The organism is Micromonospora sp. NPDC057141 (assembly GCF_042670805.1).
Lineage (GTDB): Bacteria > Actinomycetota > Actinomycetes > Mycobacteriales > Micromonosporaceae > Micromonospora.
Genome location: NZ_JBHUVA010000026.1, coordinates 28636 through 43425, shown reverse-complemented (window position 1 = coordinate 43425; position 14790 = coordinate 28636). Strand labels below are relative to the sequence as shown.

Genomic DNA, 14790 nt, shown 5'->3' with positions numbered 1-14790 from the left:
TCCTCGTCGTCCTCGTCCTGTTCGTCCTGTTCGTCGTGCCGGCCGGGACCGGCCGGTCAGCCGTTGTCCTTCTTGAACCGCTCGTACGCCTTGTTGACCACCTCGATGTACTGGTCGGCGTTCTTGGCCTTCAGCTCACCGACGTAGGCGTCCCACTCGGTCAGCGGCCGCTGGCCGAGGATGAACTTCAGCGTGTTCTGGGTGACGTGGTCCTTCAGCGGCGTCTCCCACAGCGACACCTGCTCGCGCTCGGCGTCGGTGAGCGGGGCCGGCGGCGGCACCGCGATCGGCGTGCGCGCGTTCATCACCTTCTGGAACTCCAGCTCCTCCGGCGAGAAGAAGGACTGCATCAGGTCGAGCTTGCCGCCGTAGGCGAAGACCCCGTTGGCGAAGCCGAAGTCCTTCTGCAGGTGCTTGGTGCCCTTGGGGTTGAGCCCGATCATGTCGACGTCGGGGGCGGGCGTCCGCTTGCCGGCGGCGTCCTTGACGAACGTGGTGCCCTCGATGCCCCACTTGGCGAACTCCTGGCCGGCGTCCGAGTAGTAGAGCCAGTCGATGAACTGCATCATGGCGACGAAGTTCTTGCTGTCCCGGGCCTTCCTGGAGATCATGACGCCGTTCTCCAGGCGGCTCGCGGGGTTGATCTCCCCGGTCGGGCCGACCGGCAGCGGGATCTTGACCAACTTGGCGTTCGGTTGGGTCTTCGCCAGGTCGGGCCGGTTCTCGTTGACCAGGGTCTGCGCGTTGCCGCTGATCACGAAGGACTTGCCGTTGGCGAGCTTCTGGCGGGCGGCGTCGTCGGCCTGGGTGAAGCTCTCCGGGTCCATCAGCTTCTCGGCGACGAGCTTGTTGAGGTACTGCAGCATCTGCTTGTACTGCTCGCTCGCGCCGGTGTAGACGAACTTGTTCGCGGCCGGGTCCCAGGTGGCGTGCTGGTAGTTCCAGCCGCCGCTGACGCCGTAGGAGGTGGCGAGGATGTTGAGCAGGGCCCCGCCCGGGATGGGCTTGCCCCACCGGTCGGAGAACGGGTACGTGTCCGGGTACTTCGCCTTCATCGCCTTCAGCACGGTGTAGACCTCGTCCCAGGTCTTGGGCACCGCCAGGCCGAGCTCGTCGAGGATGTCGGTGCGCATCAGCAGCGAGTAGTCGTGCCAGGGCTTCTCGTGCAGGCCCGGGAGCAGGTAGAACCGGCCGTCGGACTGGCGCAGCGTGTCGATCTCCGGCCCGAGCCCCCACTTGTCGATCTTGTCTTTGAAGTTCGGCATCAGGTCCAGGTAGTCGCTGACCGGCAGGATCGCGCCGGAGGAGACGAACTGGTTCTCCGCCGGGTGGTAGGTCTTCGGGATGATCAGAGGGGCGTCGCCGGCGCCGATGAGCAGGCTGCGCTTCTGCTCGTAGTCGCTCAGCGGCACGGCGACCGGTTCGAGCTTGACCCTGGTCCGCTTCGTCAGCTCCGACCAGAACAGCCAGTCGTCCTTCAGCGGATAGTTCGGATGGTTGTTGTACAGGATGGAGAACGAGACCGGCTCGGTGGCCGTGAACTGGGTCCCGACGCCGTACTCGGCCATGGCGCCGGCCCGGTTGCCGGACAGGTCCTTGGCGTCGCCGGCGTCCTCGGAACAGGCGACGACGGTGAGGGTGAGCAGGCTGGCCGCGGCTATCGCCGCGCGCCGCCACGTTCTGTGGAGCACGGCTCGTCCTTTCCAAACGGTGGTGGGGTGGTGGGGGAGCCTCGTCGGGCTACCCCTTGACCGCGCCGAGCATCACGCCCGACACGAAGTAGCGCTGGATGAAGGGATAGACCGCCAGGATGGGCAGGGTGGTCAGCACGATGGTCACCGCCTGCAACGTCGCGGCGGCCTGGACGGCGTCGGCTTCGGCGACGCCGCCGGCCGACTGGGCGCCGGTGGCCCCCGCGATGAGGTTGCGCAGGTAGACGGTCACCGGGAACATCTCCTGTTGGTCCAGGTAGAGGAACGCGGTGAACCACGAGTTCCAGAAGGACACCGCGTAGAACAGCACCATCGTGGCGATGATGGCCTTGGACAGCGGTAGCACGATCCGCAGCAGCGTCCCGTACGTGTTCAGGCCGTCGACGGCGGCGGCCTCCTCCAGTTCCTCCGGGAGGCTCTCGAAGAACGCCTTCATCACCAGCAGGTTGAACACGTTGATGGCGTTGGGCACGACGACGGCCCAGATGGTGTTCTTCATACCCAGGCTGGTGATCAGCACGTAGTTGGGGATCAGCCCGCCGGAGAAGAACATGGTGAACACGGCGATGCCGACGAGCGCGCCGCGTCCCTTGAGCCGAGGCTTCGACAGCACGTACGCGTAGCAGGTGGTCAGCACGATGGAGATGGCCGTGGCGACGACCGTGTAGACCACCGTGTTGCGGTAGTTCGTCCAGAACAGCGCGTCGGACATCACCAGCTGGTACGTCGTCAGGTCGAACCCGCGCGGGACGAGGTTGACCCTCCCGGCGATGATGTACGCCTCGTCGCTGAGCGAGCGGGCCACGATGTTGACGAACGGGTACAGCGTCAAGATCACGACGCCGGTGAGGATGACGGCGTTGACCGCCTGGAAGACCCGGTATCCCCGGGTCGGGCGGGGGCCCTTCGGCCGGCGGGGCGCCCGCCGGGTCTCGCCGGTTTCGCCGGTTTCCACGGTCACCACAGGCTCGTCCCCACCGTGCGCTTGGAGATGACGTTCGCCGACAGCACCAGGGTCAGCCCGATCACGGCCTCGAACAGCCCGATCGCGGCGGCGTAGCTGAAGTTGCTGGACTCGAAGCCCATCCGGTAGAGGTATGTGGAGATCACGTCGGCGGTCGAGTAGGTCAGCGGGTTGTACAGCAGCAGGATCTTCTCGAACCCGACCGCCATGAACGTGCCGATGTTGAGGATCAGCAGCGTCACCATCGTGGGCCGGATGCCGGGCAGCGTCACGTGCCAGGTCTGCCGCCACCGGTTCGCCCCGTCGATGCGGGCCGCCTCGTAGAGGTTCTCGTCGATCGTGGTGAGCGCGGCGAGATAGAGGATGGTGCCCCAGCCGACGGTCTGCCAGACCTCGGAGGAGACGTAGATCGTGCGGAACCACTCCGGCTGTTGCAGGAACGGCACGGCGTCGCCGCCGAGGCCGCGGACGATCTGGTTGACCGTCCCGTCCATCGAGGTCAGCTGCATGACCATGGCGGCCACGATCACGATCGACAGGAAGTGCGGCAGGTAGGACACCGACTGCACGAACCGCTTGAGCCGGCGGGCGCGGACCTCGTTGAGCAGCAGCGCCAGCACGATGGGCAGGGGGAAGCAGAACAGCAGGGTCAGCGTCCCCAGCACGAGGGTGTTGGTGAACACCTCCCAGAACGTCGGGTCGGCCAGGAACAGGCGTACGTAGCGCAGGCCCACCCAGGTCTCGCCGAACACACTGCCGCCGGGGGAGAACCGCCGGAAGGCGATCACGTTGCCGGCCATCGGCAGGTATCGGAAGACCAGGAAGAACAGCAGCGGCAGGATGGCGAGGGAGTAGAGCTGCCAGTCCTTGCGCAGGGCCTGTCGCCAGGTGCGGCGCCGCCCCCGGCGGCGGGCGGGGTGGCCCGCCGACGCGATGGCCGTCGGCGTCGGTGGTGGCGATGGCGGGTTCAGGATGTCGGGGGTGGTCATCGACGGCCTCCAGGACGGGACGGAGGTGCCTAGGCGGACTGCGGGACGGCGGCGGGGGTGACGCGCGCGGTCGACACCAGCCGACGCTGGTGGCCGACCGCGCGTTCGGGGCCCACGAGGCGCAACGGGAGGGCGGCGGCGACCGCGCCGCTGGACCGGCCGAGCCGCAGCTCCACGTCGCCGGGCTCGACGACGCGCTGGCCGTGCGCCCCGGTGAACGACGTGACGTCGGCGGGCACCAGGAACGTCACCCGTGCGCTCTCGCCCGGTGCGAGCGGAACCCGGGCGTAGCCGACCAGGCGGACCACCGGCCGGGTGGTCTGCGCGACCGGGTCGTGCAGGTAGAGCTGGACGACCTCGGCGCCGGCCCGGGTGCCGGTGTTGCGGACCGTGACGTCGACCTCGACCTCGCCGTCGACCGCCCAGTCGAGGCGCCCGGCGTCGGCGGCGGGGGCGTCGTCGACCCCGCGTACGCCCGCGTCGCTCCACTCGAACGTCGTGTAGCTCAGCCCGTGGCCGAACGGGAACGCCGGGGTGGGGTCGACCGACGACACCTCCGACCGGCGTCCCAGCGTGGGGGTGAGGTAGGTCGACGGCAGGCCACCGGCGTCCCGGGGCACGCTGACGGGCAGCCGCCCGGACGGGTTCACCGCGCCGGTGAGCACCTCGGCGAGGGCCTGCCCGCCGCGCTGGCCGGGGAAGAACGCCTGCACGACGGCCGCGGCGGCGTCGACCTCGGGCCCGAGCGCGTACGGCCGCCCGGCCAGCAGCACCAGCACCACGGGCGTGCCGGTGGCGAGCACGGCCCGGACCAGGTCGGGCTGCACCCCGGGCAGCCGCAGGTCGGTGGCGTCGCAGCCCTCGCCGGACGTGCCGCGGCCGAACAGCCCGGAGCGGTCGCCGACGGCGAGCACGCACACGTCGGCCGCGGTGGCCGCCGCGACGGCCGCGGCGAAGCCGGACGTGTCGTCGCCGGTGACGGCGCACCCGGGGGAGTAGGTGAGGCCCGGGAGCCGGCCGCCGAGGGCCTCGCGCAGGGAGGGCAGCTCCACGCCGAGGCCGTGCTCGGGGTGGCGCACCCCCACGTGGACGGGGAACGAGTAGCAGCCGAGCATCGCCATCGGGTCGTCAGCGACCGGGCCGACGAGCGCGACGCGGCGGTGGGCGTCCAGCGGCAGCAGCCCGCCGTCGTTGCGCAGCAGGACCACGGACTCCCGGGCCAGGCGCAGGGCCACCTCCCGGCCGGCGGGGTCGTCGAGGCGCAGCTCGTCGGCGCCGTCGGGCAGCGGCTGCCAGCCCTGGTCGAGCAGGCCCAGCTCGATCTTCTGCGTCAGCACCCGGCGCAGCGCCCGGTCGATCAGCGCCTCGTCGACCTCGCCGGCGCGGACCGCCTCGACCAGCGGGGGACCGAACGCGTCCACGGAAGGCAGCTCGACGTCGATGCCGGCGCGAAGGGCGAGCCGGGCCGCGTCGGCGGCGTCGGCGGCGACCCCGTGCAGCGCCTGGAGGAAGCGCACCGCGAAGTAGTCGGCGACCACGGTGCCGGTGAAGGCCCACTCGTCGCGCAGCAGCCGGGTCAGCAGGCCCTCGTCGGCGGCCACGGGCAGGCCGTCGATCTCGGTGTAGGAGTGCAACACCGAACGGGCGCCACCGAGGCGCAGCGCCATCTCGAACGGCGGCAGGACGACGTCGGCCAGCTCCCGGCGGCCCATCGACACCGGGGCCAGGTTGCGGCCGCCGCGCGAGGCCGAGTATCCCGCGAAGTGCTTGAGGGTGGCCACGACGCCGACGCTCTCCAGGCCCCGCACGTACGCCGCGCCGGTCGTCCCGACCAGGTACGGGTCCTCGCCGATGGTCTCCTCGGTGCGGCCCCACCGGTAGTCGCGGGTCACGTCGAGCACCGGCGCCAGGCCCTGGTGGACCCCGGCCGCCCGAAGCGACCGGCCGATGTGGCCGGCCATCTGCTCGACCAGCTCCGGGTCGAAGGCCGCGCCCCAGCACAGCGGTGCCGGATAGACGGTCGCGCGCCAGGCGGCGAAGCCAGTGAGGCACTCCTCGTGCACCTGCGCCGGGATGCCGAACCGGCTCGTCGCCACGATCTCGGCCTGGGCCGCGGCCAGCGAGCGCGCGCCGGCCACGGGGTCGACCGGCGCGGTGCCGAACGGCCGGGTCAGCTGGCCCAGCCCGTGCCGGATGACGTCGCTCCATCGCAGCTCGCCACCGACCATCTCCGACTGGTGCGGCGCGACCCCCTCGCCGGAGGCGTCGGCGCCGACCCACACCCCGGCCAGCTGGGCGATCTTCTCCTCCAGCGACATCAGCGGCAGCAGGGCGTCGGCGCGCTCGGTCGGGCCCAGCCGCGGGTTGCGCCACCGCGCGACGTCCGGGGACGTCTCCGCGTCGTGGACGGGCAGCTGACTGTTCATGCCACACCCCTTCAGTCGGACCCCGGGTTCTCCCCGGCCGCCCGCGACGACCTGCTACGACGAGCGCGATCCGAAAATTTCGGAAACTATCGCGTGCCCTATTTCGGGCAACTTAAGGGCCTTAAATGGGCGTGTCAAGGCTCCCCCCGCCCGAGACGGATCGACGGAGGTCATCGTACCCGGGCGTCCTGCGTGTTACAGTCCTCGAAAATTTCGGAGAGGATCCATGCCCCAGTTCGACCTGCCCCTCGACCAGCTGCGGCGGTACGCCCCCACCGTGGCCGAGCCCACCGACTTCGACGCGTTCTGGCGCGCCACCCTCGCGGCGGCGGCCGAGCACCCCGTGCTCGTCGACGTCCGACCCGAGCCGAACCACCTGCGGCTGGTCGACAGCTGGGACGTCACGTTCGCCGGCTACGCCGGGGACCCGGTGCGGGCCTGGTACACCCGTCCCGCCGGGACGGACGGGCCGCTGCCCGTCGTCGTGGAGTACGTCGGCTACGGTCGTGGCCGGGGCCTGCCGCACGAGCGCCTCACCTGGCCGGTGGCCGGCTACGCGCACCTGCTGATGGACGCCCGGGGCCAGTCCGGCCAGCACGGGCCCGGCGACACCCCCGATCCCCGCGCCGGCGCACCCGGGGGCCCCTGGCCGGTGACCTGGGGCATCCTCGCGCCCGAGGACTACTACTACCGGAGGCTGATCACCGACGCCGTGCGGGCCGTGCAGGCAGCCCGCGCGCTGCCGGGCGTCGACCCCGGCCGGGTCGTCGCCGCCGGCAACAGCCAGGGCGGGGGGATCGCCCTCGCGGTGGCGGGCCTTGTCGGCGACCTGGCGGCCCTGATCACCACCGCGCCGTTCCTGTGCCACGTCCAGCGGGCCATCGAGATCACCGACGCCGAGCCGTACGGCGAGATCGCCCGCTACCTCGCCGCCGACCGGACGGCCGAGGACGCGGTGCGGCGCACCCTGTCCTACGTCGACGGCGTCACCTTCGCCCGCCGGGCCGTCGCGCCGGCGCACTTCGGCGTCGGCCTGCGCGACACCGTGTGCCCGCCGAGCACCGCGTTCGCCGCCTACAACCAGTACGGTGCCGCCAACGGCCGCCCGGAACCGCCGGCGCGGGTGATGCACGCCTACCCGTTCAACGGCCACGAGGGAGGGGAGGCGGTGCAGGTCCGCCGCCAGCTGGCGTGGCTCGCCCCGGTGTTCGCCGCGTCGGGCGACGCCACCGGACCCGCCGAGGGGGCCGCCACCGAGACGACGGAGGAGACCGCGTGAGGATCGTCGACGCCCGGGTCATCGTCACCTGCCCGGGACGCAACTTCGTCACCCTGAAGATCGTCACCGACGAGGGGGTCACCGGGGTCGGCGACGCCACCCTCAACGGCCGTGAGCTGGCCGTCGAGGCGTACCTGCGCGAGCACGTCGTGCCGCTGCTGATCGGGCGCGACCCGGCCCGGATCGAGGACACCTGGCAGTACCTCTACCAGGGGGCGTACTGGCGGCGCGGCCCGGTCACCATGAGCGCGGTCGCGGCGGTGGACACCGCCCTGTGGGACATCAAGGGCAAGGTCGCCGGCCTGCCGGTCTACCAGCTGCTCGGCGGCCGGTCCCGCGAGGGCGTCACCGTGTACGGCCACGCCAACGGCGAGACGGTGGACGAGGTGCTGGCCGAGGTCGCCCGCTTCGTGGACCTCGGCTACCGGGCGGTGCGGGTGCAGTGCGGCGTGCCGGGGCTGGCCAGGACGTACGGGGTCAGCGCCGACAAGATGTTCTACGAGCCGGCCGACGCGGCGCTGCCCACCGAGACGGTCTGGTCGACGGCCCGCTACCTGGCCCACACCCCCGGCGTGTTCGCCCGGGTCCGCGAGGAGTTCGGCCCGACCCTGCGGCTGCTGCACGACGTGCACCACCGGCTCACCCCCATCGAGGCGGCCCGGCTCGGCCGCAGCCTGGAGCCGTACGCGCTGACCTGGCTGGAGGACCCGGTCCCCGCCGAGTTCCAGGAGGGTTTCCGGCTCATCCGGCAGCACACCACCACGCCGATCGCCACCGGAGAGGTGTTCAACTCCGTCTGGGACGCCACCACGCTGATCCGCGAGCAGCTCATCGACTACGTCCGCACGACGGTGGTCCGCGCCGGTGGCATCACCCACCTGCGGCGCATCTTCGACTACGCCGCGCTGCACCACGTGCGCAGCGGCTCGCACGGGGCCACCGACCTGTCGCCGGTCTGCCTGGCCGCCGCGCTGCACCTGGACATCGCGATCCCGAACTTCGGCCTTCAGGAGTACATGCGGCACACCGAGGAGACCGACGCGGTCTTCCCGCGCGGCTACCACTTCGCCGACGGCTACCTGCACCCGGCCGAGACGCCGGGGCTCGGGGTGGACATCGACGAGGAGGCTGCGGCCCGCTATCCGTACTCCCCGGCGTACCTGCCGGTCAACCGGCTGGAGGACGGCACGCTGCACCCCTGGTGACGCGGCGTGCCGGCCCGACGGGGGCGGGTCACCGGCGGGCGGGTGGCGGGCCGGTGGACTCGCGCACGACGAGCCGGCCCGGCTGCCGGATCACGCCCGGGGTCAGCCGGCCGTCGAGCGCGGCGAACAGGTGCGTCACCGCCGTCGCGCCGAGCTGTTCGAGGTTGAGGTCGACGGTGGTCAGGGGCGGGCGGCAGTCGGCGGCGAAGACCTCCCAGTTGTCGTAGCCGACGATCGCGATGTCGTCGGGGACGTGTCGGCCGAGGTCCCGGACGGACTCGGCGGCGCCGCTGGCGATCTGGTCGTTGCCGCAGAAGATCGCGTCGACCTCGGGGTCGGCGGCGAGCAGCACGCGGGCGGCGTGCCGGCCCCACCGCTGGCTCCACTCGCCGTGCAGCGGCTCGCCGCCGGCCAGGGGCAGGCCGTGGCCGTCGAGCACCGCCCGCAGCCCGGTGACCCGGTCCCGGGCGGCCCGGTAGCCCTGCGGGCCGGTGATGTGCCCGATCCGCCGGCGGCGCTGGCCGACTAGGTGCTCCATGGCGAGCCGCGCGCCGCCCTCGTCGTCGGCCAGGACCGACAGGTCGCCCGGGGCGTCCGACTCGCCGTACACGTAGACCACCGGGACCGGGATGTCCCGGGTGAGCGACGGGCGCAGGTCGTTGCTGTCGCCCAGCACGATGAACCCGTCGACCTGGCGGGCGAGCAGGGCGTGGATGTGGTGCCGCCGCCGGATGGCGTCGCCTCTGGCGTCGCAGAGCAGCACGGACATCTGCTCGTTGGCGAGGGCGTTCTCCGCGCCGAGCAGGATCGGGATGGACAACCGGCCGCCCAGCTCGTCGGTGAGCAGGCCGATCGTCTTGGTGCGCCCCGAGATCAGGCCGCGGGCCAGCACGTTGGGTTGGAACGACAGCTCGGCGGCGGCCCGGAGCACGCGCTCCCGGGTGGCCGGGGCGACCTCGCTGCGTGCGTTGATCGCCTTGGATGCGGTGGCGACCGAAACCCCCGCCAGGCGCGCCACGTCGCTGAGGGTCACCGATCGGGACCGTTGTCTGCCCACCGCTGTCCTTCCCGAAAGAGTTTCGAAAAACCCTATCGGACTCTAGAGCGTGTCCAGGGCCCCGGGTAGCCCTTCGATGACATACAAATTTATCCACGTCGTTATCTTGCCGAAAAGGTTTTCGTGGTCCATCGTGGCCTCTACGCGGATGTCCACCGCCGTGGTGCCGCCACGGACCGCCCGGGGTCGCTGGCCGGCACCTCCGACCCCGGGCTCCGGGCCCGCTGTCGTCCGGGCGGCCCCTGCCCGGGGGAGCGGGCCGACCTGGGCGTCAAAATATAGATGATCATCGATTGAAGGAGGGTTCCATGTCCGTCAGATGGCGGCTCCTCGCCGCCGCCACCGCGCTCACCGTCCTCGGCGCGGCCGTCGCCGCCGCGCCAGCGCACGCCGCCAACCCCATCATCACCAGCGTCTACACCGCCGACCCGGCACCGCTCGTCGTCGGCAACACCATGTACATCTACGCCGGCCGCGACGAGGCACCCACCGGCACCAACAACTTCGTCATGCGCGAGTGGCGGGTGCTCTCCTCCACCGACGCGGCCACCTGGACCGACAACGGCCCCCGCGCCAACGTCGGCACGTTCCGCTGGGCCGGCGCCGACGCCTGGGCCGGCGAGGTCGAGCCCCGCAACGGCAGGTACTACTGGTACACCTCCGTCAACGGCAACGGGGCCGGCTGGATGGACATCGGCGTCGCCGTCGGCGACACCCCACTCGGCCCGTTCACCGACGCCAAGGGCGGCCCGCTGATCAGCGACAGCACCCCGAACTCCTCCGGCCTCAACATCGACCCGACGGTCTTCGTCGACGACGACGGCCAGGCGTACATCTACTGGGGCGGCTACTGGGGCGTGCGCGCCGCGAAGCTCAAGCCCAACATGATCGAACTCGACGGCGCGGTCGTCACCCCGCAGGGCCTGACCAACTACTGGGAAGCGCCCTGGATGTTCAAGCGCAACGGCCTCTACTACATGATGTACGCCGCCAACGACACCAACGGCTGCGTGACCGACACCAACTACGCCTGCCAGCGCTACGCCACCGCCACCAGCCCGCTCGGGCCGTGGACCCACCGGGGCGTCGTGCTCGACCGGGTCTCCTCCACCACCAACCACGCCGGGGTCGTCGAGTTCAACGGCCAGTGGTACATGGTGTACCACAACGCGAACGCGCCCGGCGGCGGCAACTTCCGCCGCTCGGTGGCCGTCGACCGGCTCTCCTTCAACGCCGACGGCACCATGCAGAAGGTCGTGCAGACCACCACCGGCCCGCCGCCCAACCCCAGCGGCGGCGACCCCGGCACCCCCGGCGGCCCGCCGGCCGGCACCAACCTCGGCCCGTCGGCCACCGCGTCGACCTCGTACGTCTCGTCCTGGGAGACCCTCGCGGCGATCAACAACGGCGGCGTCCCGGCCAACTCCGGCGACCGCGCCAATCTCGCGTACGGCAACTGGCCCGAGCAGGGCACCCAGTGGGTCGAGTACGCCTGGCCGTCGGCCCGCTCGGTGAACCGGACCGCCGCGTACTGGTTCGACGACAACCAGGGCATCGACCTGCCCGCCTCCTGCCAGGTGCAGTACTTCGACGGCAGCGCCTTCGTCCCCGTGCCCGGGCAGTCCGCGTGCGGAGTCGCCGCCGACACGTACAACGTCACCACCTTCTCCACGGTGAGCACCACCCGGCTGCGGCTGGTCTTCACCTCCCGTACCGGCTACTCCACCGGCCTGCTGGAGTGGCTGGCCTACCAGCCCTGACCCCACCACCGACCCGTCCCCCCGGAGGTTGACATCGTGTTCCGTGCCCTCAGCCGTGGTCGGGCCCCGACAGCGCGCGTGCTGGCCGCCGTGCTCGCCGTCGGCGCGCTGACCGTCCCGGCCACCGCCGCCCAGGCGGCACAGACCATCGGCTACCCCACGTTCACCGGCCCGGCGGTGCCCGCCCCGCCGGTCGGCTACTCCACCGGCAGCACCATGCGGGCCATCTACGACGCCGAGAGCGGCGGCACCGACTTCTGGATGGACCGGCTGCTCGCCCGACCCGGCAACGACCCGGCCGGCACCTGGCTGATGACCCGTGGCCGCGGCTTCTTCATGCGCACCCACAATCCGGGCGTGATCGGCTTCGGCGGCGACGCGGCATACTGGGACACCCTCGGCAACCAGAACGCCTACTCCGTCACCATCGGCCCCGGCACCTTCACCGAGCAGGTGGCCAGCCGCTGGCAGGCCCCCAGCCACTACAAGGGTGTGTTCACCAGCGGCGCCGTGCGGGTCGAGCAGACCAAGTTCGTCACCCACCACAACGTCGCCGTCACCAACCTCACCCTCACCAACACCGGTTCCGCGGCCACCACCCTCAACCTGCGGGCCACCTCGCCGTACGCGACCACCGCCAGCGGCAGCGAGGTGACCGGCAGCCGGCAGGTCAAGAACAACCTGACCACCATCCGGCCCCGGCTGGCCGGCGAGGGCTTCACCGTCAACGGCGCCGGGCTCGACCGGTCGGTCACCCTCGCCGCCGGCCAGAGCGTCACCACCAAGGTGGTGCTGGGCTTCGTCACCGACGAGATCCCCGAGTCCCGCACCGAGTACGACACCTACCGCACCTACTCGGCGGCGACGGCGTTCACCACCCACGTGCGCGACTACAACCGCTGGTGGGCCGAGAACATCCCGTACATCGACGTGCCCGACCCGGCGATCAAGAAGAGCGTGTACTACCGCTGGTGGCTGATGCGGTACAACTACCTCGACGTCGACATCCCCGGGCAGGACTTCCAGTTCCCCGTCTCCATCGAGGGCGTCACCGGCTACAACAACGCGATCGCGCTGACCCAGCCGATGCACATCGACGACCTGAAGTACCTGCGCGACCCCGTCTACTCGTACGGGCCGTGGCTGTCGGTCGGGCAGAGCTCCAAGGGCGGCCGGTTCATGGACAACCCCGGCGACCCGGAGAACTGGTCCAACTCCTACACCCAGTACATCGCCGAGGCGGCCTGGCGCAGCTACCAGATCCACGGCGGCCAGCCCGTCATCGCCGGCAACCTCGCCCGCTACGCCGAGGGCGACGTCAAGGGGCAGCTCGCCACCTACGACACCAACAACAACGGCGTCATCGAGTACGACTGGGGCGCGATGACCGGCAACGACGCCGACGCCGTGTCGTTCCACTGGCGCGCCGGCAACCTCGACCGGGCCGAGACCGCATACGTCTACAGCGGCGCGGTCGCCGCGCAGCAGGCGTACACCCTGGTCGGCAACACCGCCAAGGCCAACGAGATGCAGGCCCTCGCCGAGCGGATCCGCACCGGGGTGGTCAACACCTTGTGGAACCCGTCGCGGCAGCTGCTGGAGCACAAGCACGTGACCACCAACACCCACGTGCCGTGGAAGGAGATCAACAACTACTACCCGTACACGGTGGGGCTGATGCCCAACACCGAGCAGTACCGGCAGGCCCTGCGGCTGTTCGCCGACCCCGCCGAGTACCCGGTCTTCCCGTTCTTCACCGCCAACCAGAAGGACAAGGCCGCCGCCGCCGCGGCCGGCGAGCCAGGCAGCAACAACTTCTCCACCATCAACTCCACCGTGCAGTTCCGGCTCTACTCCTCGGTGCTGCGCAACTACCCCAACCAGTGGATGACGGCGGAGGACTACAAGAAGCTGCTGTACTGGAACGCCTGGGCGCAGTACATCGGCGGCAACACCCAGTGGCCCGACGCCAACGAGTTCTGGGCCGACTGGAACGCCGGGACCAGGAACATCGACTACCGGTCCTGGATCCACCACAACATCCTCGGCAGCAGCAACTGGACCGTCATCGAGGACGTCGCCGGCCTGCGCCCCCGCACCGACGCGAGGATCGAACTGTCGCCGATCGGCATCGGCTGGTCCCACTTCGCGGTCAACAACCTGCGCTACCGCAACATGGACCTCAGCATCGTCTGGGACGACCCGGCCGACGGCGTGACCCGCTACCCCGGCGTCCCGCAGGGCTACTCCGTCTACCTCGACGGCACCCGGGCGTTCACCGTCGACCGGCTGACCAAGGCGGTCTACGATCCGGCCACCGGCACGGTCGACCTGCCGGCGGGCGGCACCGCCACCCACAGCACGACGGTGGCCGGGCTGCGCACCCCGCAGGCCGTCACCCAGTCCGGGGCCCGGATGGTGGACATGTTCGCCAAGGCCGGCGCCGACCTGACCGACACCCGGCCAAACCTTGCCCAGGGCGCGAGCACGAGCGCGTCGTACACCGCGTCGGGCACCTCGACGGCTGCGGCGGTCGACGGGTTCCCGATCAACGAGCCGATCTGGGGCAGCTCCGGCTCGCCCAACGCCACCGACTGGTACGAGGTCAACCTCGGGCAGACCCGCACCGTCGACGACGTGTGGCTCTACTTCCGCGACGACCGGGCCGGCAACCGCTACCGCGCGCCCGCGTCGTACACGGTGCGGTACTACGACGGCACCGCCTGGGTCACGGCGGCGGCCCAGGCCCGCACGCCCGGCACCCCCCGGGCGAACTACAACCGGGTACGGTTCACCCCCGTCGCCACCCAGCGGCTGCGGGTGGAGGTCACCCACGCCGCCGGGGCCCGCACCGGGCTGACCGAGCTGAAGGTGTTCCAGCGCGGCGGCACCGACCCGGGGCCCGGCCCGGCGACCAACCTGGCCGCCACGGCGACCCCGTCGGCGTCCTACACCTCGCCCTGGGAGAGCGTCGCCGCGCTCAACGACAGCGTCGACCCGCCGTCGTCCAACGACACCGTCAACCCGCGCTGGGGCACCTGGCCCAACGCCGGTGAGCAGTGGGGCGAGCTGACCTGGGGGTCGGCGCAGACCCTCCGGTCGGCGCAGGTCTACTTCTTCGACGACAACGGCGGGGTGCGGCTGCCCGCCTCGTGGAAGCTCCAGTACTGGACCGGCACCGCGTACGCCGACGTGCCCGGCGCGAGTGGCTACCCGGTCGCGATCAACCAGTACAACCAGGTCACCTTCCCGGCGGTCGCCACCACCCGGCTGCGCGTGCTGCTGCAGAGTGGGTCGGACTCCGTCGGGCTGCTGGAGGTGAAGGCCTTCGGCTGAGCCGACCCCGGCGAGGGGCGGAGTGTCGCAGGGAGCTTGTACCGTCCGGGCCCGTGAGCGCC

9 protein-coding genes are annotated in these 14790 nt (G+C 71.1%); 4 read left to right on the top strand and 5 right to left on the bottom strand.

The genetic code is table 11. The annotated features are described in order from the left end of the window. Nucleotides 1-56: 56 nt before the first annotated feature. The 4 genes from ACFT41_RS16075 to ACFT41_RS16060 are packed head-to-tail and all read right to left on the bottom strand — an operon-like array spanning nucleotide 57 to nucleotide 6091. Nucleotides 57-1691, bottom strand: a complete 1635-nt coding sequence (locus ACFT41_RS16075; RefSeq protein WP_377588964.1) for an extracellular solute-binding protein — start codon at nucleotides 1689-1691, stop codon at nucleotides 57-59. Between the two features lie 49 nt (nucleotides 1692-1740). After that, complete coding sequence (locus ACFT41_RS16070; RefSeq protein WP_377588963.1) at nucleotides 1741-2673, bottom strand: carbohydrate ABC transporter permease; 933 nt, start codon at nucleotides 2671-2673, stop codon at nucleotides 1741-1743. After that, complete coding sequence (locus ACFT41_RS16065; RefSeq protein WP_377588961.1) at nucleotides 2670-3665, bottom strand: ABC transporter permease; 996 nt, start codon at nucleotides 3663-3665, stop codon at nucleotides 2670-2672. The genes ACFT41_RS16070 and ACFT41_RS16065 overlap by 4 nt, the downstream gene beginning before the upstream one ends. A gap of 29 nt (nucleotides 3666-3694) precedes the next feature. Next, the gene (locus ACFT41_RS16060; protein ID WP_377613900.1) at nucleotides 3695-6091 is read right to left on the bottom strand and encodes a glycoside hydrolase family 3 N-terminal domain-containing protein; all 2397 of its coding nucleotides are present in this window, start codon (nucleotides 6089-6091) and stop codon (nucleotides 3695-3697) included. Between the two features lie 226 nt (nucleotides 6092-6317). Here ACFT41_RS16060 and ACFT41_RS16055 point away from each other — a divergent pair, with 226 nt between their 5' ends. Next, on the top strand, nucleotides 6318-7370 hold the full coding sequence (locus ACFT41_RS16055; RefSeq protein WP_377587716.1) for an acetylxylan esterase: 1053 nt from the start codon (nucleotides 6318-6320) through the stop codon (nucleotides 7368-7370). Continuing rightward, on the top strand, nucleotides 7367-8575 hold the full coding sequence (gene manD, locus ACFT41_RS16050; RefSeq protein WP_377587717.1) for a D-mannonate dehydratase ManD: 1209 nt from the start codon (nucleotides 7367-7369) through the stop codon (nucleotides 8573-8575). Before ACFT41_RS16055 ends, manD begins: the two co-directional genes overlap by 4 nt. A gap of 28 nt (nucleotides 8576-8603) precedes the next feature. On the opposite strand, the gene ACFT41_RS16045 is transcribed toward manD, so the two are convergent. Beyond that, nucleotides 8604-9632: a LacI family DNA-binding transcriptional regulator gene (locus tag ACFT41_RS16045; protein WP_377587718.1), complete on the bottom strand. Its 1029-nt coding sequence runs from the start codon at nucleotides 9630-9632 to the stop codon at nucleotides 8604-8606. A 308-nt stretch (nucleotides 9633-9940) separates the two neighbouring features. Here ACFT41_RS16045 and ACFT41_RS16040 point away from each other — a divergent pair, with 308 nt between their 5' ends. Continuing rightward, nucleotides 9941-11392 carry a glycoside hydrolase family 43 protein gene (locus ACFT41_RS16040; protein ID WP_377587719.1) on the top strand — a complete coding sequence of 484 codons (1452 nt, stop codon included), beginning with the start codon at nucleotides 9941-9943 and terminating at the stop codon, nucleotides 11390-11392. 36 nt (nucleotides 11393-11428) lie between these two features. Beyond that, a complete protein-coding gene (locus ACFT41_RS16035; protein WP_377587720.1) occupies nucleotides 11429-14728 on the top strand; it encodes a discoidin domain-containing protein in 3300 nt (1099 codons plus the stop codon). The last annotated feature ends 62 nt before the right edge of the window (nucleotides 14729-14790 follow it).